The sequence below is a fragment of the Polaromonas hydrogenivorans genome, assembly GCF_040105105.1.
Classification (GTDB): Bacteria; Pseudomonadota; Gammaproteobacteria; order Burkholderiales; family Burkholderiaceae_C; genus Polaromonas; species Polaromonas hydrogenivorans.
Genome location: NZ_CP157675.1, coordinates 3,480,011 through 3,506,949, shown reverse-complemented (window position 1 = coordinate 3,506,949; position 26,939 = coordinate 3,480,011). Strand labels below are relative to the sequence as shown.

Genomic DNA, 26,939 nt, shown 5'->3' with positions numbered 1-26,939 from the left:
GATTCCCCAGATGGCTGTAGAACAACAGGCAATTTTGAACGCGCTGCAAACCGTGCTCGACCCCAACACCGGCAAGGATTTCGTTTCTACCCGTGCGCTGAAAAACCTGCAGGTCAGCGGCGACGATGTGTCCTTCGATGTCGAACTCGGCTACCCGGCCAAGAGCCAGATCGCCGGCCTGCGAAAAAGCCTGATTGCCGCCGTCAAGACCGTGGCCGGCGTCGGCAATGTGTCGGTCAACGTCAGCGTCAAGATCGCCAGCCACAGCGTGCAGCGCGGCGTGCAGCTGCTGCCGAATGTGAAGAACATCATTGCCGTCGCCTCGGGCAAGGGCGGCGTCGGCAAAAGCACCACCGCCGTGAATCTGGCGCTGGCCCTGGCCGCTGAAGGCGCCGCCGTCGGCCTGCTGGACGCCGACATCTACGGCCCCAGCGTGCCGATGATGATGGGCATCGAGGGCCGGCCCGAAAGCATCGACGGCAAGAACATGGAGCCGATGGAAAACTATGGCCTGCAGGTCATGTCCATCGGTTTCCTGGTCGATAAAGACGAAGCGATGATCTGGCGCGGCCCGATGGCTACCCAGGCGCTGGAGCAGCTGCTGCGCCAGACCAACTGGAAAGACCTTGATTACCTGATCGTCGATTTGCCGCCCGGCACCGGCGACATCCAGCTGACACTGAGCCAGCGCGTGCCCATGACCGGCGCCGTCATCGTCACCACGCCGCAGGACATCGCGCTGCTCGACGCCAAGAAAGGCATCAAGATGTTCGAGAAGGTCGGCGTGCCGATTCTGGGCATTGTCGAGAACATGGCGGTGCATGTCTGCAGCAATTGCGGCCATGCGGAACATATCTTCGGCGAAGGCGGCGGCAAAAAAATGGCGGCTGACTACCACATGGACTACCTCGGCGCGCTGCCGCTGGACATCAACATCCGCCAGCAGGCCGACAGCGGCCACCCGACCGTGGTGGCCGACCCCGACGGCGACGTGGCCGGCATCTACAAGGCCGTGGCGCGCAAGGTGGCGATCACCGTGGCGGCCAAGTCCAAGGACTTCTCGGCCAAGTTCCCGACCATCACGATCAGCAAGAACACCTGATCGGCTGAACAACTTCCCGTCATTCCCGCGCAGGCGGGAATCCAGCCGCATGACGAAGCAGGGCGCAAAACTCATCTGGAAATCGGGACGTTATTTTTAGCGATCTCCTAACTTTTTGCGGCACACCGGATGAACCTGCTGACCTCCCTTCGCTACCTCGTCGCCCTGAGCGAGCACCGGCATTTCGCGCGGGCGGCTCTTGCCTGCCACATCACCCAGCCGGCGCTGTCGAATGCCTTGCGGGCGCTGGAAAAAGAGTTCGGCACGCCCATCGTCAAGCGCGCCCGCAGCTACGCCGGCCTGACGCCCGAGGGCGAGCAGGTGCTTGGCGCCGCCCGGCGCATGCTGCACGAACATGCGCTGCTGCAGCAAGAACTCGCCAGCAGCGCCGATAATCCCAAGGGCCGTTTGCAGCTGGGCGTGGTGCCGACCGCCGTTCCGGTGGCCGCACGCTTTGCCGCCATGCTGCAGGCCGCGCATCCGGGCATTGCCCCGGTGGTGCGCGCCCTGAGTTCGCAGGAAATCGAGGAAGGCCTGGAAAACCTGTCGCTCGACATGGCGCTGGGCTTTACCGGCCGGGTGAAAAAAGGCGGGCCGTTTGCCGTGCTGCCGCAATACGGCGAGCATTATTTCCTGGTGCGCCGCTTGCAACCATCGGCCGGCGTTTCAGGCTCGTCCTTGCGCTTGGGCGCGGCGATGCGCTGGGCTGACGCCGCGCAACTACCGCTGTGCCTGCTGACGCCCGAGATGCATAACCGCAGCCTCGTCGATCAGGCGTTTGCCCAAGCCGGCAGCGTGGTGCAGCCGGTGATGGAAACCAATTCGGTGCTGACGCTGGCCCTGAGCGTGCTGGCCGGCGATGTCTGCAGCGTGCTGCCCGGCGCGCTGGTCGGTGCGGTGCGCAGCCAGGGCGAACTGGAAGCGCTGCCGCTGGTCGAGCCGGAAATGGTGACGCCTGTCGGGTTTATCTATCTTGGAAAGGCTCGGCCTTCACGGGCGCTGGAGGCTGCGCTGGGGCTGGCGCGGGATGATCGCTGGCTGCGGGAGGTGGCGCGGCATAGCGGGGCGCTGGGGGATTGAACTGGGTGGCTGTTGTGCGTGACTCGGATTTTTGTTGCTTCAAACACGTTCTGGCGCAAGCAAGGCAAGCGTGAGTAGCTATTGATTTCATAGCGGATTAACAGCCCATGTGAGTTTCATCCTGGCGTCATCAATCCGCGAAGCTGAATGTCTGCATTGCAGAGCAAGCCGACATCCAGGCGGAAGGTCCACGGGCTATAGTTCTGCCCAAATGAAACGCGTCGAAAGAAGTGAACTCGACGTTAACCAAATTTCGCCAGGATAGGCGACAGGGTTCAAAGGGATGGAAATGAATTTAACTTCTGGTGAAATTGACCGCAAACCCAGGCGGCATGGGCCTTACCGCTTGAGGGGCTTCAGCATCAACGGGTGGGTTTCCGGTTTATTTCGTCGTCTAGCTTGGGAATGCCAAGATAGGCGCTCGGCTACTTTACTACAAGGGCTTCCCCACCTTTGTCAAACACTCTCCCACCGTGGTTAATCGCGCCAGCGATTAACCACGGAATCTGACGCTTCAATTTTTCTTCACCGTGGTGATTAATGTCGCTGCCTGTTGAGCGCGCAAGGCATGTGGACGGCGGCACTACAAACGGTCATTCGAGGCTGCAACTATTGCAGCGGACCCTGATGAAAGACGCACGCCGAGGGCTCCATTCGTTAGTCGAGGCGCAGCGCTGATTTCCCAGCACTGTTGATCTCCGTAAATTTATCGAGCATTCCCCGGCGCAGGTCCAAACCTTTTTACTCATCAACGACACGGCATCACACGGTGAGAAGTATCAATTTTTGTCTATGCGCAGCCAAAGCGTTGCCTTACGCAGGCAGCTTGAACGCATCCCCGCGCTGCAGCATGGCCCAGCACATCCGGGCGTTCTTGGCCGCAATGGCCACCACCGCTCTCCAGTAACCCCGGCGCTCCTGCACCTTTAGCGCCCAGCGGCTCACCGGGTCCGTCTTGTTCTTCGCAGCCGCCAGCACCGCCTTGCCGCCCAGAATCAGCAGAGTGCGCAGGTAGCGGTCCCCCGCCTTGGTGATGCGCCCCAGGCGCTGCTTGCCGCCTGAGCTGTATTGCCCCGGCACCAGGCCCAGCCAGGCACAGAACTGGCGTCCGCAGGCAAAATCGTGGCCTTTGCCCACGGTGGCCACAATGGCGCTGGCCGTCGTCGGGCCGATGCCGCTGAGCTGCATCAATTGCCGGGACTGCTGGTCCTCGGCTGCTGCCTGGGCGATGTACTTGTCGTATTGGCCGATGCGTTCATCCAGGTGAGTGAGTTCGCTCAAGGCATCTCCCACCACGGTGTTGCACCAGCCCGGCAAGTCCTCCAGATGCTTGTGCGCTTCCCGGCGCACCGTAGCGGCCTTGAGCGGCAGCACGATACCCAACTCAGAGAGCAGGCCACGGATGCGGTTGATCAGCGCGGTGCGCTCCTCCACATAGCCCTGGCGGGCGCGATGCACGAACAGGCGCGACTGCTGCTCGATGCTCTTGACAGGGACAAAACGCATGTTGGGCCGAGTGACGGCTTCGCATATAGCGGCAGCATCGGCCGCATCGTTCTTGCCGCGCCTGCCGCTCATGCGGTAGGGGGCCACGAACTTGGGCGCCATCAGGCGCACGGTGTGGCCGAACTTGGCAAATTCGCGTGCCCAGTGGTGGGCGCCGCTGCACGCTTCCATGCCAATCAGGCAGGCGGGCAGATTGGCCACCAGTTCGAGTAGTTTGCTGCGCGCCACCTCGGGGCGCACCAATGCAGCTTTACCAGACTCATCCACGCCATGCACCGCAAAGACGTTCTTTGCCAGATCAATTCCAACCGTTACGATAGCCATGATTTCCCCTTCCAGGTGAGTTGATGAAAAGTTTGACTTCTCCATCGTGGCACTTTGATGCCGTCAACCGCAACCTCAACGGGGCGCGGCTCGCTTGGGACGGGGAAGTCCCTTTCATTCGTTAGACGTCACGGGTCTCGATGTTCTCATTCCTGAAGCCTATCAAGTCCGCGAGCCATCGCAACCGGCTTTTCCGGCTCACCGTGCACGTTGCGCGCGGCACGAATGCGGAAATGCCGACAAATTTGGTTGGCGCCTATGTTCCGATCTTTTTGGGAGCAACAGACCATGAGTCTGCCGCTCGCAGTGCTGTGGCAAGTCTTTCCCAGCGCGGATTCGAATTCCTAGACATTGCGGACGGGCAAATACACGAGTTGGACGCCTCGAAGTGGGATTCCTTCGTCGCGGAAGCCTGGCCAGAGTTCGTAGACTATTTTCCGAAGCAGAATGAAGTCGTAGAGAAGCTAAATTCAGCGTTCCTCTTTACCGGACCCTTTGCGAGCTATGAATCACGCGCTGACGTCTAACCCGCTAGTCGACACGGACGCCTTGCGGCGTCCCGGCGCTACGCGCCTTCCTTCCGCAAGTCGCCGGTCACACGCACGTTAGCGATCCAGCCGCTCAATGCCGCGATGAACTACAACAGAGCAATTCGAGAAGCACTTCTGCTCTTCCCGTCAGAGCTGATTGTGTCCAGCCCTCGTCCTGCTTCCAATAACATCGCCAAGTCATCCAATCTTGCTGAGGCCTGGGCAAGTGCAGAAGAGCACACCAGGAGCTGGTCTGTCTGGCACCAACTTGCCGTGTGGTCAGTTGGCTGCGCACTCCATCGCTTAGTTCGCGAAGAGGGTGCGAACGGGTCGGACGTGACGTTCAAGAAAATGATCGACTACAAGTATGCCGAGTTCAAGTTCGCAGAGAGTTTGTTGACCCCAAACACTTGGTTTCCAAGGCACATCAAACGGGCGTATCGGCGTGATCGTCACTTGCGAGGTCTTCCACGCTTTCCGGAGCACCGCCCCAAATATGCACAAATACATACGAGCTAGCGGCCTAACTGGTCTAGCATCCAAAGGGCAATCTCATGGAAGCAACCAAAGTAGGCATTCGGGGATTTCGGGCTGGCATGGCTGAGTTCATTGCTTTCAGCACGCCTGTGGCTGTGACGCGCCACGGTCAAACGGTCGGCTATTTCATCCCCACGCAAGGTCAGGCCGACGCGGATATCGTGGCATTGAAGAAAGCCAGCAAGACGCTGGACTGGCTGCTCGCCGCGCACAGTGTCAGCGCCGAAGAAGTGGTGGCCGAATTCAAAACGGTCCGCAAACAGGCCAGTCCACGCAACAAAAAGCCCAAAGCCACGGCGGCATGAGCCACATGGCTCTCGTTCTGGATGCCAACAGCTTGATTCGTAGAGGAGCTTGACCATGAAGCAGAGACCCGTGTCGGACGCGTGGGAGCGGGGTGATCCCTATGAGCAGTATGTTGGCCGGTGGAGCCGCCAGGTCGCCCCCTTGTTTTTGAACTGGCTGGGCGTCCCGGCCGGTCGCAGGTGGCTCGATGTCGGTTGCGGGACAGGCGCGCTCTGCGCTGCCATTGTGGATGCCTGCTCCGCGTCGTCGCTTGACGGCGTCGATCCTTCGGAGGGGTTTCTTGCATCCGCACGGCGCCAGCTCGCCGGCCGCGCAACGCTTCATTGCGCCAGCGCCACGGCCCTGCCCCTGGGGAATGCATCGGTCGATGTGGTCGTCTCGGGCCTGGTGCTCAACTTCATTGCAGATCCAGCTGTCGCGCTTGCCGAGATGGCCAGGGTCACGGCTCCAGGCGGAGTCATTGGGGCCTATGTCTGGGACTACGCTGGAAAGATGGAACTCATGCGCTACTTTTGGGATGCGGCCGTCTCGCTTGACGCCGGCGTCATGCCGATGGACGAGGGCGTGCGCTTCCCGCTGTGCCGGCCGGAGGCGCTCACCGAACGCTTCGCCGGTGCCGGGCTGGAACACATCGAGGTCACGGCCATCGACATTCCGATGCCGTTCGCGAGTTTTGACGATTACTGGCGGCCATTCCTGGGCGGCCAGGGGCCTGCCCCGGCCTATGCCATGTCGCTCGATGAAGCCGCGCGGGTGCGCCTGCGGGAAACCCTCAAGGCGCGAATCCCCGTGCTTCCTGACGGGTCGATCCCGATGATGGCAAGGGCCTGGGCCATCCGCGCACGGGTGGCGGCGTAGGTGATTGCCAAGCCGGGTCGCGTTGGGCAACTGGGTTCTGTACCTCTCCTCATTCACAACTTGAATCACCCCATACACCGATTCAATTTGACGTACCAGCGGCAGCAAGCCACAGTGCCGCATGAATCCCTCCAGCCAGAGTCCAGACATTCCCGCCGTCCGAATCGCCACGGTGGACCAGCTGCGCGACCGCATCCGCCGCAAGAGCAAGCTCAAGGGCCGGCAGGCCGACGACGCATCGCTTGAAGAAGTTCGCGCGCTGATTGGCGTGCGCCCGGCAGACGGCCACCGCCGCGACCTGCTGATCGAGCATCTGCACCGGCTCAACGACGCGTACCGTTGCCTGCACGACCGCCACCTGGTCGCGCTGGCGAAAGAGATGAACATCCCCATGGCCGAGGTGTACGAAGTCGCGACGTTCTATCACCACTTCGAAGTCGTCAAGGGCGACGACGCCGCGCCCGGCCTGACAGTGCGCGTGTGCGACGGGCTGAGCTGCGAGATGGCCGGCGCGCAGGATTTGCTGGCGCGCCTGCCGGCCTTGCTGGGCGCGCCCGATGTGCGGGTGATTGCCGCGCCGTGCCTGGGCCGCTGCGAACAGGCGCCGGTGGCGGTGGTGCATCAGACGCCGGTGCCGTTTGCCACGCCGGAATCCGTGGTTCATGCATCAAATAGTGCTTTTGCGCACTACCCACGGGCGCAAGAAGCTATTAATTTTGTAGCGTCTGATTGGGCGGAAAAAAGCATTCCCGAGCTGCCCGGCCATACCGATTACGCCACCTACCGCGCCCACGGCGGCTATGCGCTGGCGGCGTCGCTGGTGAATGGGGAAGAGGACGCCGAGCGCGTCCTTCACGCCATGGAGAATTCCGGCCTGCGCGGTCTGGGCGGCGCGGGTTTCCCGGCGGGGCGCAAATGGCGCATCGTGCAGGGCCAGAGCGCGCCGCGCCTGATGGCGGTGAACATCGACGAAGGCGAGCCCGGCACCTTCAAGGACCGGGTTTACCTGGAGCGCGACCCGCACCGCTTCCTCGAAGGCGTGCTGGTCGCCGCGCAGGTGGTGGGCATCGAGGCCTGCTACATCTATTTGCGCGACGAATACCACGATTGCCGCGCGATGCTGCAGGCCGAAATCGCCAAGCTGCAGGCCGACCCGCCGTGCCCGCTGCCGCTAATCGAGTTGCGCCGGGGCGCCGGCGCCTACATCTGCGGCGAAGAATCCGCCATGATCGAAAGCATCGAAGGCAAGCGCGGCGAGCCCCGGATGCGGCCGCCCTACATCGCGCAAGTCGGCCTGTTTGGCCGGCCGACGCTGGAGCACAACTTCGAAACCCTGTACTGGGTGCGCGACATCGTGCAAAAAGGCCCGCAGTGGTTCAGCGGCTTTGGCCGCAATGGCCGCAAGGGGCTGCGCAGCTTCAGCGTCAGCGGGCGGGTGAAGCAGCCGGGCGTCAAGCTGGCGCCGGCCGGCATCACGTTGCTGGAATTGATTGACGAGTATTGCGGCGGCATGGCGGACGGCCACACGCTCTATGCCTATTTGCCGGGCGGCGCGTCGGGCGGGATTTTTCCGGCCAGCCATGCCAATGTGCCGCTGGACTTCGACACCCTGCAGCCGCACGGCGGTTTCATCGGCTCGGCCGCCGTCATCGTGCTCGGCCAGCATGATAAGGCGCGCGACGCGGCGCTGAACATGATGCGGTTTTTTGCGAACGAGAGCTGCGGCCAGTGCACGCCGTGCCGCGTCGGCACGGCGAAGGCTGCGAAGCTGATGGAAGCGCCCCGCTGGGACAACGCCACGCTGGAAGACTTGAATATTGTGATGACCGATGCGTCGATTTGCGGCCTGGGTCAGGCGGCGCCCAACCCGGTGCGCTGCGTCCAGAAATATTTTGCCCATGAGGTGGTTTGACATGAACGCACGAGCCCAAGCTGCTGAAGTCGCACTGCCAACCGTCGCCTTCACGCTCGACCATCAAACAATTCACGCCTTCGAGGGCGAAACCATCCTCAAGGCCGCCGAGCGCCATGGCGTGCGGATTCCGCGCCTTTGCTACCAGGACGGCCTGCGCCCCGACGGCAACTGCCGCGCCTGCGTGGTCGAAATCGCGGGCGAGCGCACCCTGGCGCCTAGCTGCTGCCGCAGCGTGACGGCGGGCATGGAGGTGCAGGCCAGCAGCGAGCGCGCCGTGAAGAGCCAGAAGATGGTGCTGGAACTGCTGCTGTCGGACATGCCCGAACAAGGCTACAAATGGAATGAGCACGACGAGTCGCTGCAGCACGGCGAACTCAGCGACTGGGCGGCGCGCCTGAAGGTCACCGTGCGCCCCGAACTCAAGGCCCTGCGCCGCGAGCAGCCCAAGGCCGATTTGTCCCATCCCGCCATGGCCGTGAACCTCGACGCCTGCATCCAGTGCAATCGCTGCGTGCGCGCCTGCCGCGAGGAACAGGTCAACGACGTGATCGGCTTTGCCCTGCGCGGCGCGCACAGCGAAATCGTGTTCGACCTGAACGACCCGATGGGCGAGAGCACCTGCGTGGCCTGCGGCGAATGCGTGCAGGCCTGCCCGACCGGCGCGCTGATGCCAAAGACCCAGGTCGGCTCGCAAATCGTCGATAAAAAGGTCGATTCGGTCTGCCCGTTCTGCGGCGTCGGCTGCCTGCTGACCTACAACGTCAAGGACAACAAAATAGTGAGCGTCGATGGCCGCGACGGCCCGGCCAACCATTCGCGGCTGTGCGTCAAGGGCCGCTTCGGCTTTGACTACGCGCACAGCCCGCAGCGGCTGACGGTGCCGCTGATCCGCAAGGCCGGCGTGGCCAAGGACCCGCAAGCGCTGCAGCATCTCAACCGCCACACGGCCGACTGGTCGGAGGTGTTCCGCGAAGCGACCTGGGACGAAGCGCTGGCGCTGACCACCGGCGCGCTGAAAAACCTGCGCGACACCAAGGGCAAAAAGTCGCTGGCCGGTTTTGGCTCGGCCAAGGGCAGCAATGAAGAGGCCTACCTGTTCCAGAAACTGGTGCGCACCGGCTTCGGCAGCAACAACGTGGACCATTGCACCCGGCTGTGCCATGCGTCGAGCGTGGCGGCGCTGTTAGAGGGCGTGGGCTCGGCGGCGGTCAGCAACCAGGTGCACGACGTGGAAAACGCGGGTCTGATTTTTGTCATCGGCTCGAACCCGACGGGCAACCATCCGGTGGCGGCGACCTGGATGAAGAACGCCGCAAAAAAGGGCGCGAAGATCGTGCTGGCCGACCCGCGCGTCACCGACATCGGCCGGCACGCCTGGCGCACGCTGCAGTTCAAGGCCGACACCGACGTGGCGATGCTCAATGCGCTGATCTACACGGTGATCGACGAGGGGCTGACGGACCAGGAATTCATCAGCCAGCGGGTCAACAACTACGAAGCCTTGAAGGAAAACGTCAAGGGCTACAGCCCCGAGGCCATGGCGCCGATCTGCGGCATCCCGGCGCACACGCTGCGCGAGGTGGCGCGTGAATTCGCCAGGGCCAAAGGCGCGATGATCCTGTGGGGCATGGGCGTGAGCCAGCATGTCCACGGCACCGACAACGCGCGCTGCCTGATCGCGCTGAGCGCCGTCACCGGCCAGATCGGCAAGCCCGGCTCGGGCCTGCATCCGCTGCGCGGCCAGAACAATGTGCAGGGTGCCAGCGACGCCGGCCTGATCCCGATGATGTTCCCGAACTACCAGCGCGTGACCAACCAGGCCGCGCACGGCTGGTTCGAAAATTTCTGGGGCATGAAGCTGGACGACCAGCCCGGCTATACGGTGGTGGAAATCATGCACAAAATCCTCGCACCAGACAGCGACCCGCACAAGATTCGCGGCATGTACATCATGGGCGAGAACCCGGCCATGAGTGACCCAGACCTGAACCATGCGCGCCACGCGCTGGCCAGCCTGGAGCACCTGGTGGTGCAGGACATCTTCATGACCGAAACCGCCTGGCTGGCCGATGTGGTGCTGCCCGCCAGCGCCTGGCCCGAGAAAACCGGCACCGTCACCAACACCGACCGCATGGTGCAGCTCGGCCAGCAGGCGATTGAGCCGCCCGGCGACGCTAGGCCGGACCTGTGGATCGTCCAGCAGATGGCCGCCGGCATGGGGCTGGACTGGGATTACGCGGGTGAGCACCACGGCGTCGCGGCGGTCTATGAGGAAATGCGCCAGGCCATGCACACGGCCATTGCAGGCATCACCTGGGAACGCTTGGTGCGCGAATCAAGCGTGACCTACCCGTGCCTGAGCGAGGGCGACCCCGGCGCGCCGATTGTGTTCATGGACCATTTCGACACCGACGACGGCCGCGTGCACCTGGTACCGGCCGACATCATTCCGGCCAACGAGCGGCCAGACGCCGAATTTCCCTTCGTGCTGATCACCGGCCGGCAGCTGGAGCACTGGCACACCGGCAGCATGACGCGGCGCTCGGAAGTGCTCGATGCGCTGGAGCCGATGGCCACGGCCTCGCTGTGCGGCGCTGACCTGCTCGCGCTGGGGCTGGCGCCGGGCGATGTGGCCACGGTGCAGTCGCGCCGGGGGCGGGTGGCGATCCATGTGCGCCGCGACGACGGCACGCCGCCGGGCGCGGTGTTCATCCCGTTTGCCTACTACGAGGCGGCGGCGAACCTGATGACCAATGCCGCGCTCGACCCGTTCGGGAAAATCCCGGAATTCAAGTACTGCGCGGTGGCGATACGGCATGGTGGAACGGCGCCGGCGGCTTCGGGTTACCTGGCCCACGCGGCCAGCGGCAGCTGAGCAAACCCTGGGCTGGATAAGGTAGCGCGGTGCTCGCGCACAATGAGTTCATGAATACTGGACTTCTTGACATACCGCTGCTCAAAAAAATACAGGCCGGGGGCGCTGCTGGCCTGGCGTCCCGGTCCATGGCTCAAACCGGGCGGTTGCTGCGCAGGCGGGCGGCGACCTTCGCGCTGGGCGCTTTTCTCGGCTTGGGCCTGAGCACCCCGGCGCTGGCGTCAAGCGCTTTGGCCGATGGCGTGGAATCTGCCGGCCCGGTACCGCTGGCCGCCGAGTTTGCGCGCGATGTTGCCCCGCGCCTGCTGCTGCCCGACGACGAGCGTGTGGCGTATGCCTTGCGTCTGCAAGGCGCGCTGGCCAAGGCGCAGGTGACGCTGGCCGCGCCCCAGTTCATCGTGCTGGTGGACCGCAGCCCGCAGGTGCAGGCCGCGCTGCTGTACTGGGGTTCGGCCGAGCGCGGCTGGGGCTTCATCGGGGCCACGCCGGTATCGACCGGCCTGCCGGGGCGTTACGAGCATTTCCTGACCTCGCTGGGCGTTTTTGACCATTCGATGGCGAACCCGGACTTTCGCGCCGAGGGCACGAAGAACAAGCTCGGTTTTCGCGGCTATGGCGTCAAGGGCCTGCGCATCTACGACTTTGGCTGGGTCGAGTCGCCGCGCGGCTGGGGCGATGGCGCGATGGGCAAGCTGCGGCTGCAGATGCATTCCACCGATCCCGTTCTGGCGGAGCCGCGCCTGGGCACGGCGCAGTCCGAAGGCTGCGTGCGCATTCCGGCAACGCTCAATGATTTCATCGACCGCCATGCCCTGCTCGATGAAGACTACGAACGCGCAGTGGCCAGCGGAGACCAGCTGTGGGTGCTGCGCGAGGACCGCACGCCCACGCCATCGCCGGGCCGCTATCTGGTCGTCGTGGACACGCAGCGCAAGGCGCGGCCGGCCTGGTCACCGCTGCCGGCGAAGCGCTGATCCGCCGTCCATCGCTACTTATGGATGAAATAGCGGCTTTGCGCATGGTCTGCCTGCACAGTATGCTATTGATTTTGTAGTGCCTGCCAGAGGATGGGGCGGGGCGATTCGGGTGTCCCGCCATGGCAATCTGCTGCAGCGCGCTTAGCCCAGCAGCGTTTTTGCCGCTTCAAAGCGGGCTGCGTAGTATTTGCTGTCGAGCCGGTCGGTTCTCACGCCGGTGCGCGGGTTGCTGGCGTGCACGAACCGGCCGTCGCCGACATAGATGCCGACATGCGAAAAGGCGTAGCCCAGCGTGTTGAAAAAAACCAGGTCGCCGGCCAGCAGGTCGGCCGGGCTGACCGGGCGCGCGGCCTTGGCCATGGACGCCGCGCTGCCCTGCAGGCGGATGCCGGCGGCCTGAAGGTACACATGCGAGACGAGCCCGGAGCAGTCGAATCCCGTTGCCGGTCCGCGTCCGCCCGACACGTAAGGCATGTCGAGCAGCGAGAGCGCAAACAGGGCGATGTCGCTTCCGGCCTGCGCGGACTTCAAGGAGCGCGGACCCGTGGCCGGCCGGGTCGCGCAGCCGGTAGCCGCCAGCAGCGTCAGGCAGCCCAGCAGCCGGCCCAGGCCCCGGCGGGAATACGTTGGATGGTGCATGAAAAAGACTCCACTCAAAAAGTCCGGCGATGGGTGCCTGCCGGCGCAAGCCCATGGGATTGGCCCGGACGGCTTGCAAAATGCAGGCGGTTCCGGTCGCCATCCTACCGCAGCGCCAGGCGCAAAAACCCTCATGCTGGCATGCAGGCGGGCCGCCGTACACTGCCGGCATGCCTGACTTTCTGGTGCAGTCTCCCGAGTCCGACGAGGCCCTTCGCCGCCCGTGCATGGACGTGGCCGTGGTCATGCGCCGCGAGCGCATCGCCAGCGCCTGGCAGCCCTGGCGCTGGGTGCTGGCCGATGTCGTGCCGCATGAGGACGGCTTCGGCCGGCAGCCGCGCCTGCTGCTGAAAGATGCGAATGAAGAGCGCTGGCTGCACCCCGGCTTCCGGGTGGAACTGCACCGGGGCGATGCCGAAGGCTATTACCTCAACGTGACCACGCCGCAGCCGTGTTTCTGGGTGGTCTGGCGCATGGAAGAAGAAGCTGCGCTGGCCGACGAACCCGTCGCCGTGCCGCAGATCGTCACGCTGAGCTACCACGATGCCGGCCGCTGGCTCGACGCGCAGGAAACCGTCGAGCAGGTGCCCGCGCCGCCCGATGTGGTGCAGTGGATGCAGCATTTTGTCGATGAACACCATGTGCTCGAAGCCAAGCGCCGCCAGCGCCCGCAAAGCTTCAAGCCGCTGGTGGACCGCTTCGGCAGCCCGGCGCGCGTGAGTACCGAAAAGAAGTTCGGCGGAGGCGGGCATGGCTGAAGAGCACCCCGGATTCCTCGGCCGCTGGGCGCGCCGCAAGACCGATGCGCTGCAGGGCAGGCCGCTGGACGACGAGCCCGCCGCGCCCGCAAACACCGTGTCCGTGGCCGAAGTTGCCGCTGCCGCTGGCCCGGCAACATCCGCCCCGGCAGACGCGCCATCGCCTGGCATGCCTCCGGCAGGGCCGCCCGAAAAACTGCTGTCCCTCGACGATGTGAAGCTGCTGACCCGGGACTCCGACTTCAAGCCCTTCATGGCGCGCAACGTGGGCAGCGACGTGCGCAACGCCGCGATGAAAAAGCTGTTCACCGACCCGCACTACAACGTCATGGACGGACTGGATACTTATATTGACGACTACTCCCGGCCCGACCCGATCCCGCAGGCCATGCTGCGCCAGATGGTCGGCGCGAAGCTGCTGAAGATTTTTGACGAGGAAGAAGAGGAAGAGGCCGCAAAAGGCCAGGGCAGCGCGCTAACGCAGGGCGACGCTGCATCCGGGCCTGCCGATAACCCCAATAACCCCGCGCCTGAAACCGTGGCACAGTCCGATGATTTCCCGGACACCAGCAGTCCCCAGCGCGTCAGTTCCGAGCATCCCAGCCAGCCCGAGCCTGCCGACAGCTCAGGCGCCAGCCAACACGACGACCATGCCAACCCTCATTTGCGACTGCAACCAGACCATGCCCCTCCAGCCGCGAGCGCTGGGCGCGGCATTGGATGAAAACCTGACGCTGCATTCGGCGCTGTGCCGGCGCGAAGCTGGGGCGTTCCAGAAGGCGATCCAGTCCGGCGACGACGTGGTCGTGGCCTGCACCCAGGAAACGCGGCTGTTCGCCGAAGTGGCGCAGCAGACCGAAGGTGCCACTTCAGTCATCAGGTTCGTCAATATCCGCGAGACCGGCGGCTGGAGCAAGGACGCTGCGCAGGCCAGCCCGAAGATTGCCGCCTTGCTGGCGCTGGCGCATCTGCCCGACGCCGAACCCGTGCCGACGGTGACCTACACAAGCGCCGGTCGCCTGCTCATCATCGGCGAACTCGATGCGGCCGAGCGCGCTGCCGAACTGGTAGCGGATGCGCTCGATGTCACGCTGTTCAGCCTGGGCGCGGGCCAGGGCGGCGGCTTGCAGGAGCGGCGCTATCCGGTGCTGGCCGGGAAAATCAAGCAACTGACCGGGTGGCTGGGCGCGTTTGAATTGAACTGGACGCGCAGCAACCCGATTGACCTGGACCTGTGTACCCGCTGCAATGCCTGCCTGTCGGCCTGCCCCGAAGGCGCCATCGGTTTCGACTACCAGATTGACAGCGCCCTGTGCAAGTCCCATCGCGATTGTGTCAAGGCGTGCGGCATGGCCGGTGCGATTGATTTCAGCCGCGAGCCGCAAAGCCTGAGCGAAAAATTCGACCTGGTGCTCGACCTGCGCGCCACGCCGGCGTTCACCCAGCATGCGCTGCCACAGGGCTATTTCCGCTGGGACGGCCAGGACAGCCGCACGCTCTTGCAGCTGCGCGCGCTGGTCGGCGAGTTTGAAAAGCCCAAGTTCTTCAACTACAGGCAAAAGCTGTGCGCCCACAGCCGCAATGAAAAAACCGGCTGCAGCGCCTGCATTGACGTTTGCTCGGCCTCGGCCATCAGCAGCGAAAAGAGCCGCCAGCAAATTAAAGTCAACGCCAGCCTGTGCGTCGGTTGCGGCGCCTGCACCACGGTCTGCCCGACCGGCGCCATCTCTTACGCCTATCCGCGTCCGGCCGAGCAGGGCGCCAAAATCAAGACCCTGCTGGGCACCTACGCCAGGGCGGGAGGCAAGAACGCCGCGCTGTTGCTGCACAGCCAGGAAGCCGGAACGCGGCTGCTCGGCGACCTGGGCCGCATGGCCCGGCTTGACCCGGCGATCCGTGGCGTGCCGGCGCGGGTGATGCCGCTGGGCCTGTTTCATACCGCTTCAATCGGCCTGGAACTGTGGCTCTCAAGCATTGCCTATGGCGCGTCGCAGGTCTGGGTGCTGATGACGGGCGAAGAAGCGCCGCAGTACCGCGAAGCCGTTCGCGAGCAGATGGACGTGGCGCAGGCCATCCTCGCCGGGCTGGGCTACCAAGGCGAACATTTTCGCATCCTTGACGCGAAGGACGCGCGCGACCTGGCCGGGCTCGATGGGCAGTTGCAGGCGGCGCCGGCGCAGGGCGTGGCGCAGGCGGCCGGTTTTGCCGTGCAGGCCGACAAGCGCGCCACGCTGGAGATGGCGCTCGACCATTTGATGGCGCAGTCGCCGGTCACGCTGGTCACGCCGGTAACGCCGCTCAAGGCCGAAGTGATTGCGCTGCCGGCCGCATCGCCGCTGGGCGGCCTGGCCATCGACAAGGACGCCTGCACGCTGTGCCTGAGCTGCGTCAACGCCTGCCCGGCCAGCGCCTTGCAGGACAACCCGGACAGCCTGCAGCTCAAGTTCATCGAGAAGAACTGCGTGCAGTGCGGCCTGTGCGTCAAGACCTGCCCGGAAAACGCGCTGGCGCTGCTGCCGCAGCTTCGCCTCACGCCGCAGCGCAAGGAAGCCGTGGTGCTCAACGCCATGCAGCCCTATGCCTGCATCCGCTGCAGCCGGCCCTTCGGCACGCTCAAGGCGATTGAAGCCATGCTGGGCAAACTGGCCGGGCATGCCATGTTCCAGGGCGCGGCGGCGGATCGCCTGAAGATGTGCAGCGACTGCCGCGTGATCGACATCTACTCGGCCGACAACGAAATCCGGATTACCGACATCCGCTAACCCATCCCGGAACCCATGCAAGCCCAACTCACAGCCTCCACCCTGGACGAAGAAACCGCGCGCGCCGAGGTGTACGGATTGCTTGCCGCGCTGTTCTATGCAGCGCCCAGCGCTGATCTTTACGACAGGCTGCGCGTCGCCATTACCCAAGCCCCGGCTGCCGGCGCCCTGCTCGAAAGCCCATGGGGCGAGCTGGTTGCCAGCGCGCGCGAACATTCGCTGGCTGACGCTACCCGTGAATACGACGCCCTGTTTGGCGGTGTCGGCAAGCCCGAGGTCTATCTGTTCGGCTCCCACTACCTCAGCGGATTCCTCAATGAAAAACCGCTGGCGGCCCTGCGCGCCGACCTGGCGGCGCTCGGCCTGGCGCGCGACGAGGCCATGCTTGATACCGAAGACCATGCGGCCTATATTTGCGAAGTCATGCGCTACCTGATTGCGGGCGACGATGTGGAAGTGGCCAACCTGACACGCCAGCGCGAGTTCTTCACGCGTCATGTCCAGCCCTGGTTTCCCATGATGTGCGAGGCCGTCATGCAGCATCCGAAGGCGCGCTTCTACCGTACCGTTGCGGTCTTCACGCAATCCTTCACCGGCGTCGAATCGCAAGGTTTCGACATGCTGGACTGACGTGGTTTTAAAGGCCGCGCTGTACGCCACCACCAATGACTGATGGTTTTCCCTTGGTTTGCAGCTTTGCGTTCCGCGAACCATTGTGGTGCATCTTTGTCAGGCGTACAGTTATGAAAGCAGTTGCATAGCAGTCAATTTTCAGGGAGAGACAAATGCACGACAGCCCGCCAAAACCTTCGCGCCGGGGTTTCTTTTTCGGTGCCGCCGCCACCGGAGCGGCCGCCGCAGCCGTGATGGCGCTGCCTGGCGTGCAGGTGGCTGAAGTCGCCGTGGCGCCGCCCAAGCCAGCGCCTGAAAAAGGCGGTGGCTACAGCCTCTCCGAGCATGTCGAGCGCTACTACCAAACCGCGCGCGTCTGATTCCTTCCCCCCGCTTCCCCGTTTCCCCGTTTCCAATTCTCACGGAGAGCTTCATGCTGCTCACGAAAAAATCTCCCGGCCTTTCGGGTCAAGCAGCGCATCGCCCTGGCACCGCGCGCTTTGTGCAAAGCCTGGCGCGCGGCCTGTCCAACGCGCTGCCGACCATGGACCGGCGCGCCTTCCTGCGGCGTTCCGGTCTGGGCGTCGGCGTCGGCCTGGCGGCGAGCCAGCTGGCGCTGGTCAGGAAAGCCAGGGCAGCCGCGCCCGGCGAGGCCGGTGGCAACTCGAAAATCGAGGTCAAGCGCACCGTCTGCTCGCACTGCTCGGTCGGCTGCGCGGTCGATGCGGTGGTTGAAAACGGCGTCTGGGTGCGCCAGGAAGCGGTGTTTGATTCGCCCATCAACCTGGGCGCGCATTGCGCCAAGGGTGCCGCCCTGCGCGAACACGGCCACGGCGAATACCGGCTGCGCTATCCCATGAAGCTGGTCAATGGCAAATACGAGCGCATCAGCTGGGACACGGCCCTGAATGAAATCACGGAGCGCATGCTGGCGCTGCGCAAGGAAAGCGGCCCGGACTCGGTGTATGTGATTGGTTCGTCCAAGCACAACAACGAGCAGGCTTACCTGCTGCGCAAGTGGATGAGTTTTTGGGGCAGCAACAACTGCGACCACCAGGCCCGCATCTGCCACTCGACCACGGTCGCCGGCGTGGCCAACACCTGGGGCTACGGCGCCATGACCAATTCGTACAACGACATGCAAAACAGCAAGTGCGCCTTGTACATCGGTTCGAACGCCGCCGAGGCCCATCCGGTCAGCATGCTGCACATGCTGCATTCCAAGGAAAAGGGCTGCAAGATGATCGTGGTCGATCCGCGCTTCACGCGGACGGCGGCCAAGGCCGACGAATACGTGCGCCTGCGCTCGGGTTCGGACATTCCCTTCCTCTTCGGCGTGCTGCACCACATCTTCAAGAACGGCTGGGAAGACACTCAGTACATCAACGATCGCGTCTATGGCATGGACAAGATCAAGGAAGAGGTGCTGGCCAAATGGACGCCGGACAAGGTCGAGGAAGCCTGCGGCGTGAACGAAGCCACCGTCCTGAAGGTGGCCACGATGATGAGCCAGAACCGCCCCAGCACCATCGTCTGGTGCATGGGCCAGACCCAGCACACCACCGGCAATGCCATCGTGCGCGCCTCCTGCATCCTGCAGCTGGCGCTGGGCAATGTCGGCAAGTCCGGCGGCGGCACCAACATTTTCCGGGGCCATGACAACGTGCAGGGCGCCACCGATGTCGGCCCCAACCCCGATTCGCTGCCGGGCTACTACGGCCTGGCCGAAGGCTCGTGGAAGCATTTCGCCAAGGCCTGGGGCGTGGACTTTGACTGGATCAAGGGGCGCTACGCAACGCCGGCGATGATGGGCAAGCCCGGAATCACGGTGTCGCGCTGGATTGACGGCGTGCTGGAGAAAAACGAATTCATCGACCAGGATTCGAACCTGCGCGGGGTTTTCTACTGGGGCCATGCGCCCAACTCCCAGACCCGGGGCCTGGAGATGAAGCGGGCCATGGACAAGCTCGACCTGCTGGTGGTGGTGGACCCGTACCCTTCGGCCACCGCCGCCATGGCCGCCATGCCGGGCAAGGCCGAAGACCTCAATCCGAACCGTGCCGTGTACCTGCTGCCGGCCGCCACGCAGTTCGAGACCAGCGGCTCGGTCACGGCGTCGAACCGCTCGCTGCAGTGGCGCGAAAAGGTCATCGAGCCGCTGTGGGAAAGCCGCAGCGACCACATGATCATGCAGCAGTTCGCCGACCGGCTGGGCTTTGGCAAGGAGTTGAGCAAAAACTTCAAGATGCAGCAAGTCAGGGGCATGGACGAGCCCATGCCCGAAGAAATCCTGCGCGAGATCAACAAGACCTGCTGGACCATCGGCTACACCGGCCAGAGCCCGGAGCGCCTGAAGGCCCACATGCGCAACATGCACCTGTTCGATGTCAAGACGCTTAAATCGCGCGGCGGCAAGGACAAGGAAACCGGCTACGACACAACAGGCGATTATTTCGGCCTGCCGTGGCCCTGCTATGGCACGCCTGAACTCAAGCATCCCGGTTCGCCCAACCTCTACGACACCTCGAAACACGTCATGGAAGGCGGCGGCAACTTTCGCGCCAACTTCGGCGTCGAGCGTGAAGGCAAGACGCTGCTGGCCGAGGACGGATCGCATTCGCTGGGCGCCGACATCACCACCGGCTACCCGGAGTTTGACCACCTCTTGATGAAAAAGCTCGGCTGGTGGGACGAACTCAGCGATGCCGAAAAAGCTGCCGCCGAAGGCAAGAACTGGAAAACCGACTCGTTGGGCGGAATCATCCGCGTGGTCATGAAAAACCATGGCTGCCATCCGTTCGGCAATGCCAAGGCGCGTGCCGTGGTGTGGAATTTCCCCGATGCGATTCCACAGCACCGCGAGCCGCTGTACGGCATCCGGCCCGATCTGGTCGCCAAGTACCCGACGCATGACGACAAGAAAGCCTTCTGGCGCCTGCCGACGCTGTACAAGACCCTGCAGGACAAGAACATCGCCGACAAGGTGCATGAAAAATTCCCGCTGATCCTGACCTCCGGCCGGCTGGTCGAGTACGAGGGCGGCGGCGAGGAAACCCGGTCCAACCCCTGGCTGGCCGAGCTGCAGCAGGAAATGTTCATCGAGATCAACCCCAAGGTGGCCGCCGACAAAGGCATCCGCAACGGCGAACGCGCCTGGGTCAGCACGCCGACCGGCGCGCGCCTGAATGTGCAGGCGCTGGTCACCGAGCGCGTCGGGCCTGACACGGTGTTCATGCCTTTCCACTTTTCGGGGCGCTGGCAGGGTGCCGACATGCTGGCTTACTACCCGGCGGGCGCCGCGCCCGTGGTGCGCGGTGAAGCCATCAACACCGGCACCACCTACGGCTACGACAGCGTGACGATGATGCAGGAAACGAAAACGACGGTTTGCAACGTCGAAAAGGCATAAGGAAAAAATACCATGGCACGCATGAAATTTGTCTGTGATGCGGAGCGCTGCATTGAATGCAACGGCTGCGTCACGGCTTGCAAGAACGAAAACGAGGTGCCGTGGGGCGTCAACCGCCGCCGCGTGGTCACGCTCAACGACGGCGTTCCGGGCGAAAAATCCATCTCGGTCGCCTGCATGCACTGCAGCGATGCGCCCTGCATGGCGGTGTGCCCGGTCAACTGCTTTTACCGCACCGACGAAGGCGTGGTGCTGCACGACAAGGACATCTGCATCGGCTGCGGCTACTGCTCGTATGCCTGTCCGTTCGGCGCGCCGCAGTTTCCGTCCACCGGCAGCTTCGGCGTGCGCGGCAAGATGGACAAATGCACCTTCTGCGCTGGCGGCCCCGAGGTCAACGGCAGCCAGGCCGAATTTGAAAAATACGGCCGCAATCGCCTGGCCGAAGGCAAGCTGCCGGCCTGCGCCGAGATGTGCTCGACCAAGGCCCTGCTGGCCGGCGATGGTGACGTGGTGGCCGACATTTTCCGCAACCGCGTGGTGCAGCGCGGCAAGGGCGCCGAAGTCTGGGGCTGGGGAACGGCTTACGGCTCCAGGCAGGCCGGCCAGCCGCCCGCAGGAGGCAAGTCATGACGCGCCTTGCCGTGCTTGTTCCGGTTCTGGTCGCCCTGGCCGCTCTGTCGGCCTGCGGTGAAAAGCCGCAGACGCTGGGCGGCAGAAAAAGCGATGCGGCTGCGTTTCAGGGGGCGCAAAACCCGTTTGTCGCACCGGGCTGGAAGCCGGGCGACAAGAGCAGCTGGGAGCAGGGGCTCAAAGCCCGAATGCAAAACTCCCAGAACGAGTACTCCAAGACATAAACGCAGCGGAGGCCTTATGAAGCATGCGCAATTAGCTCTGTTTTTAATAGCAATTGGCCTGGCGGGCGCGGCCGGTGCGCAAGCGCCTGCGCCTGCCGCTTCATCGCCCTCCGTGGTGGCGCCAGCAGCCGTCATGCCTGCGCCGGCTGCCGTGGGCGGCATCCAGGGCCAGAATATCTTTGAAGTCAAACCCGATGCCAGTGAGACTCCGGGCTATGCCAGCCAGACCAATGGCGAGCGCGCCCGGGTCCAGCCCGGCAACAATGCGCCCATGTGGCACCAGGTCGGCGCGGGCGCGACGGGTTACAGCAGCCTGCCCAAGGCCCAGGCGCCCGAAGCCGGCAACCTGATCCAGCCCTTCGTGCAGTACCCCGGCTCGCGCCTGACCAACGCCGGCGAAGCCTGGCGCCAGGTGCGCAACCACTGGCTGATTCCCTACGGCGGCGCCTTGCTGCTGATCGTTGCCGGCGCGATTGCCCTGTTCTACATGGGCAAGGGCAGCATCAAGCTGCATGGCGCCAAAACCGGCCGCAGGGTCGAGCGCTTCACGCCCTTTGAGCGCTCGGCGCACTGGGCCAACGCCATTGCGTTTTCGATTCTGGCGATTTCGGGCATCGTGATGGCCTTCGGCAAATTTTTTGCGCTGCCCGTCATGGGCGCAATGCTGTTCGGCTGGCTGGCCTATGCGCTGAAAAACCTGCACAACTTTGCCGGGCCGGTGTTTGTCGTCTCGCTGCTGATCGTGTTTTTTACCTTTGTGCGCGACAACCTGCCCAGCCGGGGCGACCTGCGCTGGCTGCTCAAGGGCGGCGGCCTGTTGTCGGGCAAGGAAGTGCCGTCGCACCGCTTCAACGCGGGTGAAAAACTGGTGTTCTGGGGCGGCGTCTTTTTTCTCGGCATGGTAGTGGTTGCATCGGGGCTGGTGCTCGACAAGCTGCTGCCCAGCCTGGTGTATGAGCGCGGCACGATGCAGATCGCGCACATGGTGCATGCCGTGGCCACGGTATTGATGATGGCCATGTTCACTGGCCACATCTACATCGGCACGATTGGCATGGAAGGCGCCTACGAGGGCATGAGGACTGGCTACGTCGATGAAACCTGGGCCAAAGAACACCATGAGTTCTGGTATGACGACATCAAGGCCGGCCGCATTCCGGTGCAGCGCAGCGAACCCGCGCCGCCCGCCGGCCCGACCGTCCAGGCCTGAAGACAAGAGCGAGAATTTCCATGAAAAAACTTCTGATCACCGGCCTGCTGCTTGGCGCCTGCGCGCTGGCAACGGCCAAGCTCCCGCCGCCTTCTCCCGAAGTGAAGGCGAAATCTGACGAAGCTGCGGCCAAGGCGGCGTGGGCCGGCAAGGTCGATGCCTACCAGTTGTGCCAGTCGCAGGACCGGATCGCCGCCAGCTATTTCAAGTCGGCCCAGGCGGCGGCCAAGGAGGTCAAGCCGGCGACGGCCACGCCACCGTGCACCGACCCCGGCGTTTTCGCGTACACGCCGGCTGAAGCGGCCAAGCCGCTGGAAGCTTCGGGCGCGCATTCACCGGCCGATACCGCTGCCGGCCCGCCCAGCAGCAAGGTGCCCGATGCGGTGATGAATCCCGATAAAAAACCATGAAACCGCAATCTCCCTCCAAAGGCCGGGCCGCAAGGCGCCGGCCTTTTTTACGCTAGTCTTTCCCCCATGACCCTTCCTTACCTGACGCAAGCCCAAGCCCCTTTGACCAGCGAGATCGAGGCGCTCAACGAATTCGGCGAGCTGCAGAAAGTTTCGATTCCCGCCGAACGCGCGCTGACGGTCTATGTTGACAAGCGCGAACTGGTCACGCTGATGACGCTGGGCGCGAATCCCGAACTGCTGGTGCTCGGCTACCTGCGCAACCAGCGCCTGGTCCGGGAAGTGGCCGACATCGAATCCATCACGGTTGATTGGGAAGTCGGCGCCGCCGCCGTCAAGACCCGCCACGGCATTGAGGACATCGAGGCAAAAACCGCGCAGCGGGTCGTCACGACCGGCTGCGGGCAGGGCAGCGTGTTTGGCGGCCTGATGGACGAGGTGGACAACATCAGGCTGCCCGCCGAAGCATTCATCACCCAAGGCCAGCTCTACGGCCTGGTCAACACCATCCGGCTCAAGGAAACGACCTACAAGTCGGCCGGCTCGGTGCATGCCTGCGCGCTGTTTTCGACCGCTTCCGGGGAGTCCGAGATGCTATTGTTTGTCGAGGATGTGGGCCGGCACAACGCAATTGACACGATTGCCGGGTGGATGTGGATGAACGAAAACGCGTCCTTCAGTGATGCGAACCAGGTTTTCTACACCACCGGCCGCCTGACCAGCGAGATGGTCATCAAGTCGGCGCAAATGGGCGTGCCGGTCGTCGTTTCGCGCAGCGGCATCACGCAGATGGGCCATCAGGTGGCGCAATCGGTGGGCCTGTGCGCGATTGGCCGGGCCACCAACAAGCGCTTTCTCTGCTACACCCACCCGCAGCGGCTGAAACTGCAGCCGGGGCTGGTGACTGCGCCTTCTTCTTCTTCTTTTGGAACGGAGGCGGGATGAGGCCAACTTCGCGCGCAAGCTCGTTACTCTTTTTTTGATAGCTGTCTGCGCATGTGGGGCGTGCGCAAAAGGCCGGTTTGGCGTGGAAATAGGTTTTCATCGTGATGGCTGTCATTCCCGCGAAGGCGGGAATCCATCGCCGCACGAAGACCTGGATTCCCGCCTTCGCGGGAATGACGCGCGGCAATGTGCCGCCTGGGCAGGACAGGCGGCACATTGCCAACCACAGCAACCCTTCACTGCGCACCCGTTATCGTTTCTGCGCTAAGGTCACGCCCCATGAACACTCTTTTTCTCAAGCTCGGCTGGAAAACCCTGCTGCGCGACCTGCGCGCCGGCGAGTTGCGGCTGCTGATGGTGGCGGTCACGCTGGCGGTGGCCTCGCTCACGGCGGTCGGATTTTTTGCCGACCGGCTCAATGGCGGGCTCAAGCGCGACGCCCTGCAACTGCTGGGCGGCGATGCGGTCATCCGCAGCGACGGCCCGATTGCGCCGGCCTTCCTTGAAAAAGCCCGGACGCTCGGCCTGACGGCCATCTCGACCGTCACCTTTCCGACCATGGCCCGGGCGCGCGACGAGGACGGCGGCGCCAGCAAGCTGGTCGCCTTCAAGGCCGTTCCCGAAGGCTACCCTTTGCGCGGCAGCATGAAGGTGGCTGACAGCCTGGATGAAAGCACCGCGCAGCCGACCCGCGATATTCCCGCGCCCGGCACCGCCTGGGCCGATGCCTCGCTGCTCGATGCGCTCGGGCTGAAGCTCGGCCAGCCGCTGCTGATGGGCGACGCCAGTTTCAGGGTCACCCGCGTGATCGTGCAGGAGCCCGACCGGGGCGCCGGCTTCATGAGCTTTTCGCCGCGCGTGATGGTCAACGAGGCGGACGTGGCGGCCACCGGCCTGATCCAGCCGGCCAGCCGCACCAGCTACCGCTTTGCCGTGGCGGGCGATGACGCCCAGGCCGTCAAGTCCTATGTCCGCTGGGCCACCGATGAGATGAAAAAGCCGGTTGCCGAAACCGGCCTTCGCGGCGCGCGGCTGGAGTCGCTGGACAGCGGCAGCCCCGAGATGCAGCAGACGCTGGACCGGGCCGAGAAATTCCTGAACCTGGTCGCGCTGCTGGCCGCGCTGCTCAGCGCCGTGGCCGTGGCCATCGTGGCGCGCAGCTTTGCGTCCAAGCACCTGGACGACTGCGCGATGCTGCGCGTGCTGGGCCAGCCGCAGCGCACGATTGCGTTGGCCTACAGCTTTGAATTCGTGCTGGCCGGGCTGGCGGCCAGCGCGCTGGGCGTGGCGCTGGGCTTTGCCGTGCATTACGTGTTCGTGCTGCTGCTCGCCGGGCTGGTCAGCAGCACTTTGCCGGCCGCGACCTTCTGGCCGGCGGCTTTCGGCATGGGCATGGGGCTGACTCTGCTGCTGGCTTTTGGCCTGCCGCCGGTGCTGCAGCTCGCCCAGGTGCCGCCGCTGCGCGTGATCCGCCGCGATGTCGGCAACCTCAAGCCCGCGTCGATGCTGGTGCTGGGCGTGGGCATGCTGGGCTTTGCCGCCTTGCTGATGGCCGCGAGCAGCGACTTGAAGCTCGGCCTGATCGCCGTCGGCGGGTTCCTGGGCGCGGTGCTGGTGTTTGCCGCTGCCAGCTACGCCGCCGTCAGGCTGCTGCGCGCCAGCGTCAACGAAACCACGGCGCCGCGCTGGCTGGTGCTGGCCACGCGCCAGCTGTCGGCCCGCCCGGTCTATGCCGTCGTGCAGACCAGCGCGCTGGCCATCGGCCTCTTGGCGCTGATGCTGCTGGTGCTGCTGCGCACCGACCTGATCAGCAGCTGGCGCCAGGCGACGCCGCCGGACGCGCCCAACCGCTTCGTCATCAACGTGCAGCCCGACCAGGGCGACGCCTTCCAGCAGGCACTGCGGGACGGCGGCGTGAAGAAGTTCGACTGGTATCCGATGATTCGCGGCCGGCTGGTGGCGGTCAACGGCAAGGACATCACGCCCGACAATTACGAAGACGACCGCGCCAGGCGGCTGGTGGAGCGCGAGTTCAACCTGTCCAACAGCACCGACAAGCCGGTCCACAACGAAGTCGTCGCGGGCCGCTGGACCGCCGGCGAAAAGGACGCCGTCAGCGTCGAGGAAGGCCTGGCCAAGACGCTGGGCCTGAAGTTGGGCGACAGCCTGCGCTTTGACATTGCCGGCCAGGCCAGCGAGGCGAAGATCACCAGCTTGCGCAAGGTGGACTGGGGTTCGATGCATGTCAATTTCTTCGTCATGTACCCGGTGGCGCAGATGGCCGCCGAGGTGCCGGTGTCCTTCATCAGCGCCTTTCGCGCGCCCGAGCCGGCGGACCCGGTGGCCGGTACGGCTGGCCAGCCCCGGCCGCAGAGCTTTGACAACACCCTGGTCAAGGCTTTTCCGAACATCACCAATGTGGACATGAGCAGCACGCTGGCGCAGGTGCAGCGGGTGCTCGACCAGGTGATCCGGGCGGTTGAATTTTTGTTCGGCTTCACGCTGGCGGCCGGACTGGTGGTGCTGTTCGCGGCCATCACCGCGACCCGCGAGGAGCGCGCTAGAGAATTCGCCATCATGCGCGCCGTCGGCGCCCGGGCGTCGCTGCTGCGGCAGGTGCAGCGCGCCGAACTGGCGGGCGTCGGTTTGCTGGCCGGTTTCCTGGCGTCGCTGGTGTCGCTGGTCGTCGGCTGGGGGCTGGCGCGCTATGTGTTCGATTTCAGCTGGACCGGCTCATGGAGCGTGCCGGTGCTGGGCAGCCTGGCCGGTGCCGCGCTGGCGCTGGCGGCCGGCTGGTGGGGACTGCGCGCGGTGCTCAACACGCCCGTGGTAGAAACGCTGCGCAAATCCCAATAACCCTTTCATGTCTTATGCCAACCGAAGAAACCCCCGCCGACGCGCCGCCGTTTGAAACCCCGTTCGCCTGGATAGGCGGCGAAGAGCGCGTGAAGGCGCTGGTCGAGCGGTTCTACGACCTGATGGACCTGGAGCCCGCGTACACCGCGCTGCGGGCCGCCCACGGCAGCACGCTGGACAACGCCAGGGAGCGGCTGTTCTGGTTTCTGTGCGGCTGGCTGGGCGGGCCGCAGCACTACACCGAGCGCTTCGGCCACCCGCGCCTGCGCCAGCGCCACATGCCGCAACACACCGGCGGCGGCAGCATCGGCATCAAAGAGCGCGACCAGTGGCTGGCCTGCATGGACCAGGCGATGGTTGAGACCGGCGTCGATGAAGCCCTGCGCGCCCGGCTGAACGCCTCGTTTTTCCAGACAGCGGACTGGATGCGCAACCGGGGCGAGTGAAAGCCGGCGGTTTTTCGGGTTTTTT

The 26,939-nt window shown here is 64.3% G+C and carries 23 protein-coding genes; 21 read left to right on the top strand and 2 right to left on the bottom strand.

Features of this window, described 5'->3' with window-relative positions; genetic code table 11:
• Nucleotides 1-10 precede the first annotated feature (10 nt).
• Entirely contained in the window at nt 11-1,102 is a 1,092-nt protein-coding gene (gene apbC / locus ABLV49_RS16910; protein WP_349278247.1) for an iron-sulfur cluster carrier protein ApbC, read from the top strand.
• Between the two features lie 129 nt (nt 1,103-1,231).
• Nucleotides 1,232-2,182, top strand: a complete 951-nt coding sequence (locus tag ABLV49_RS16905) for a LysR family transcriptional regulator (protein WP_349278245.1) — start codon at nt 1,232-1,234, stop codon at nt 2,180-2,182.
• An 813-nt stretch (nt 2,183-2,995) separates the two neighbouring features.
• On the opposite strand, the gene ABLV49_RS16900 is transcribed toward ABLV49_RS16905, so the two are convergent.
• Nucleotides 2,996-4,012 carry an IS110 family transposase gene (locus ABLV49_RS16900; RefSeq protein ID WP_349278243.1) on the bottom strand — a complete coding sequence of 339 codons (1,017 nt, stop codon included), beginning with the start codon at nt 4,010-4,012 and terminating at the stop codon, nt 2,996-2,998.
• Nucleotides 4,013-4,152: 140 nt separating this feature from the next.
• On the opposite strand from ABLV49_RS16900, the gene ABLV49_RS16895 reads away from it, so the two are divergent.
• The 6 genes from ABLV49_RS16895 (at nt 4,153) to ABLV49_RS16870 (ending at nt 12,007) form a co-directional block, all read left to right on the top strand.
• The gene (locus tag ABLV49_RS16895; protein WP_349278241.1) at nt 4,153-4,539 is read left to right on the top strand and encodes a hypothetical protein; all 387 of its coding nucleotides are present in this window, start codon (nt 4,153-4,155) and stop codon (nt 4,537-4,539) included.
• A gap of 557 nt (nt 4,540-5,096) precedes the next feature.
• On the top strand, nt 5,097-5,384 hold the full coding sequence (locus tag ABLV49_RS16890; protein WP_349278239.1) for a type II toxin-antitoxin system Phd/YefM family antitoxin: 288 nt from the start codon (nt 5,097-5,099) through the stop codon (nt 5,382-5,384).
• A 55-nt stretch (nt 5,385-5,439) separates the two neighbouring features.
• Nucleotides 5,440-6,243 carry a class I SAM-dependent methyltransferase gene (locus ABLV49_RS16885; RefSeq protein WP_349278237.1) on the top strand — a complete coding sequence of 268 codons (804 nt, stop codon included), beginning with the start codon at nt 5,440-5,442 and terminating at the stop codon, nt 6,241-6,243.
• 121 nt (nt 6,244-6,364) lie between these two features.
• The gene (locus ABLV49_RS16880; protein WP_349278235.1) at nt 6,365-8,155 is read left to right on the top strand and encodes an NADH-ubiquinone oxidoreductase-F iron-sulfur binding region domain-containing protein; all 1,791 of its coding nucleotides are present in this window, start codon (nt 6,365-6,367) and stop codon (nt 8,153-8,155) included.
• Nucleotide 8,156: 1 nt separating this feature from the next.
• Nucleotides 8,157-11,033, top strand: a complete 2,877-nt coding sequence (fdhF, locus tag ABLV49_RS16875; protein WP_349278233.1) for a formate dehydrogenase subunit alpha — start codon at nt 8,157-8,159, stop codon at nt 11,031-11,033.
• Between the two features lie 50 nt (nt 11,034-11,083).
• The gene (locus ABLV49_RS16870) at nt 11,084-12,007 is read left to right on the top strand and encodes a L,D-transpeptidase (RefSeq protein ID WP_349278231.1); all 924 of its coding nucleotides are present in this window, start codon (nt 11,084-11,086) and stop codon (nt 12,005-12,007) included.
• Nucleotides 12,008-12,151: 144 nt separating this feature from the next.
• Here ABLV49_RS16870 and ABLV49_RS16865 read toward each other — a convergent pair whose 3' ends face one another.
• Nucleotides 12,152-12,649 carry a C40 family peptidase gene (locus tag ABLV49_RS16865; RefSeq protein ID WP_349278229.1) on the bottom strand — a complete coding sequence of 166 codons (498 nt, stop codon included), beginning with the start codon at nt 12,647-12,649 and terminating at the stop codon, nt 12,152-12,154.
• 170 nt (nt 12,650-12,819) lie between these two features.
• On the opposite strand from ABLV49_RS16865, the gene ABLV49_RS16860 reads away from it, so the two are divergent.
• From ABLV49_RS16860 to ABLV49_RS16800, 13 genes are all read left to right on the top strand, one after another.
• Nucleotides 12,820-13,407 carry a DUF3305 domain-containing protein gene (locus tag ABLV49_RS16860; protein WP_349278227.1) on the top strand — a complete coding sequence of 196 codons (588 nt, stop codon included), beginning with the start codon at nt 12,820-12,822 and terminating at the stop codon, nt 13,405-13,407.
• Nucleotides 13,400-14,131 (top strand): DUF3306 domain-containing protein, encoded by a 732-nt coding sequence (locus tag ABLV49_RS16855; protein ID WP_349278225.1) that lies wholly within the window; start codon nt 13,400-13,402, stop codon nt 14,129-14,131. Before ABLV49_RS16860 ends, ABLV49_RS16855 begins: the two co-directional genes overlap by 8 nt.
• Entirely contained in the window at nt 14,058-16,169 is a 2,112-nt protein-coding gene (locus tag ABLV49_RS16850; RefSeq protein ID WP_349278223.1) for a 4Fe-4S binding protein, read from the top strand. The genes ABLV49_RS16855 and ABLV49_RS16850 overlap by 74 nt, the downstream gene beginning before the upstream one ends.
• Before the next feature lie 15 nt (nt 16,170-16,184).
• Complete coding sequence (locus ABLV49_RS16845) at nt 16,185-16,799, top strand: TorD/DmsD family molecular chaperone (RefSeq protein WP_349278221.1); 615 nt, start codon at nt 16,185-16,187, stop codon at nt 16,797-16,799.
• Nucleotides 16,800-16,954: 155 nt separating this feature from the next.
• Nucleotides 16,955-17,161, top strand: coding sequence for a formate dehydrogenase (locus tag ABLV49_RS16840; RefSeq protein WP_349278219.1), 207 nt, complete (start codon nt 16,955-16,957; stop codon nt 17,159-17,161).
• Nucleotides 17,162-17,214: 53 nt separating this feature from the next.
• Nucleotides 17,215-20,190, top strand: coding sequence for a formate dehydrogenase subunit alpha (locus ABLV49_RS16835; RefSeq protein WP_349278217.1), 2,976 nt, complete (start codon nt 17,215-17,217; stop codon nt 20,188-20,190).
• A gap of 12 nt (nt 20,191-20,202) precedes the next feature.
• Nucleotides 20,203-20,823 (top strand): formate dehydrogenase FDH3 subunit beta, encoded by a 621-nt coding sequence (fdh3B, locus tag ABLV49_RS16830; RefSeq protein WP_349278215.1) that lies wholly within the window; start codon nt 20,203-20,205, stop codon nt 20,821-20,823.
• Complete coding sequence (locus tag ABLV49_RS16825) at nt 20,820-21,047, top strand: hypothetical protein (protein WP_349278213.1); 228 nt, start codon at nt 20,820-20,822, stop codon at nt 21,045-21,047. The genes fdh3B and ABLV49_RS16825 overlap by 4 nt, the downstream gene beginning before the upstream one ends.
• 16 nt (nt 21,048-21,063) lie before the next feature.
• Nucleotides 21,064-22,257 carry a formate dehydrogenase subunit gamma gene (locus tag ABLV49_RS16820; protein ID WP_349278211.1) on the top strand — a complete coding sequence of 398 codons (1,194 nt, stop codon included), beginning with the start codon at nt 21,064-21,066 and terminating at the stop codon, nt 22,255-22,257.
• Between the two features lie 20 nt (nt 22,258-22,277).
• Nucleotides 22,278-22,667, top strand: a complete 390-nt coding sequence (locus ABLV49_RS16815) for a hypothetical protein (protein WP_349278210.1) — start codon at nt 22,278-22,280, stop codon at nt 22,665-22,667.
• A 66-nt stretch (nt 22,668-22,733) separates the two neighbouring features.
• Nucleotides 22,734-23,612, top strand: a complete 879-nt coding sequence (locus tag ABLV49_RS16810; RefSeq protein WP_349278208.1) for a formate dehydrogenase accessory sulfurtransferase FdhD — start codon at nt 22,734-22,736, stop codon at nt 23,610-23,612.
• A gap of 279 nt (nt 23,613-23,891) precedes the next feature.
• A complete protein-coding gene (locus ABLV49_RS16805; protein WP_349278206.1) occupies nt 23,892-26,468 on the top strand; it encodes an ABC transporter permease in 2,577 nt (858 codons plus the stop codon).
• Nucleotides 26,469-26,482: 14 nt separating this feature from the next.
• Complete coding sequence (locus ABLV49_RS16800; protein ID WP_349278205.1) at nt 26,483-26,914, top strand: group II truncated hemoglobin; 432 nt, start codon at nt 26,483-26,485, stop codon at nt 26,912-26,914.
• Nucleotides 26,915-26,939: the final 25 nt, after the last annotated feature.

Coding starts and splice junctions, on each gene's coding strand:
- apbC (WP_349278247.1), top strand. CDS start 11: ATGGCTGTAGAACAACAGGCAATTTTGAACGCGCTGCAAACCGTGCTC.
- ABLV49_RS16905 (WP_349278245.1), top strand. CDS start 1,232: ATGAACCTGCTGACCTCCCTTCGCTACCTCGTCGCCCTGAGCGAGCAC.
- ABLV49_RS16900 (WP_349278243.1), bottom strand. CDS start 4,012: ATGGCTATCGTAACGGTTGGAATTGATCTGGCAAAGAACGTCTTTGCG.
- ABLV49_RS16895 (WP_349278241.1), top strand. CDS start 4,153: ATGTTCTCATTCCTGAAGCCTATCAAGTCCGCGAGCCATCGCAACCGG.
- ABLV49_RS16890 (WP_349278239.1), top strand. CDS start 5,097: ATGGAAGCAACCAAAGTAGGCATTCGGGGATTTCGGGCTGGCATGGCT.
- ABLV49_RS16885 (WP_349278237.1), top strand. CDS start 5,440: ATGAAGCAGAGACCCGTGTCGGACGCGTGGGAGCGGGGTGATCCCTAT.
- ABLV49_RS16880 (WP_349278235.1), top strand. CDS start 6,365: ATGAATCCCTCCAGCCAGAGTCCAGACATTCCCGCCGTCCGAATCGCC.
- fdhF (WP_349278233.1), top strand. CDS start 8,157: ATGAACGCACGAGCCCAAGCTGCTGAAGTCGCACTGCCAACCGTCGCC.
- ABLV49_RS16870 (WP_349278231.1), top strand. CDS start 11,084: ATGAATACTGGACTTCTTGACATACCGCTGCTCAAAAAAATACAGGCC.
- ABLV49_RS16865 (WP_349278229.1), bottom strand. CDS start 12,649: ATGCACCATCCAACGTATTCCCGCCGGGGCCTGGGCCGGCTGCTGGGC.
- ABLV49_RS16860 (WP_349278227.1), top strand. CDS start 12,820: ATGCCTGACTTTCTGGTGCAGTCTCCCGAGTCCGACGAGGCCCTTCGC.
- ABLV49_RS16855 (WP_349278225.1), top strand. CDS start 13,400: ATGGCTGAAGAGCACCCCGGATTCCTCGGCCGCTGGGCGCGCCGCAAG.
- ABLV49_RS16850 (WP_349278223.1), top strand. CDS start 14,058: ATGCCAACCCTCATTTGCGACTGCAACCAGACCATGCCCCTCCAGCCG.
- ABLV49_RS16845 (WP_349278221.1), top strand. CDS start 16,185: ATGCAAGCCCAACTCACAGCCTCCACCCTGGACGAAGAAACCGCGCGC.
- ABLV49_RS16840 (WP_349278219.1), top strand. CDS start 16,955: ATGCACGACAGCCCGCCAAAACCTTCGCGCCGGGGTTTCTTTTTCGGT.
- ABLV49_RS16835 (WP_349278217.1), top strand. CDS start 17,215: ATGCTGCTCACGAAAAAATCTCCCGGCCTTTCGGGTCAAGCAGCGCAT.
- fdh3B (WP_349278215.1), top strand. CDS start 20,203: ATGGCACGCATGAAATTTGTCTGTGATGCGGAGCGCTGCATTGAATGC.
- ABLV49_RS16825 (WP_349278213.1), top strand. CDS start 20,820: ATGACGCGCCTTGCCGTGCTTGTTCCGGTTCTGGTCGCCCTGGCCGCT.
- ABLV49_RS16820 (WP_349278211.1), top strand. CDS start 21,064: ATGAAGCATGCGCAATTAGCTCTGTTTTTAATAGCAATTGGCCTGGCG.
- ABLV49_RS16815 (WP_349278210.1), top strand. CDS start 22,278: ATGAAAAAACTTCTGATCACCGGCCTGCTGCTTGGCGCCTGCGCGCTG.
- ABLV49_RS16810 (WP_349278208.1), top strand. CDS start 22,734: ATGACCCTTCCTTACCTGACGCAAGCCCAAGCCCCTTTGACCAGCGAG.
- ABLV49_RS16805 (WP_349278206.1), top strand. CDS start 23,892: ATGAACACTCTTTTTCTCAAGCTCGGCTGGAAAACCCTGCTGCGCGAC.
- ABLV49_RS16800 (WP_349278205.1), top strand. CDS start 26,483: ATGCCAACCGAAGAAACCCCCGCCGACGCGCCGCCGTTTGAAACCCCG.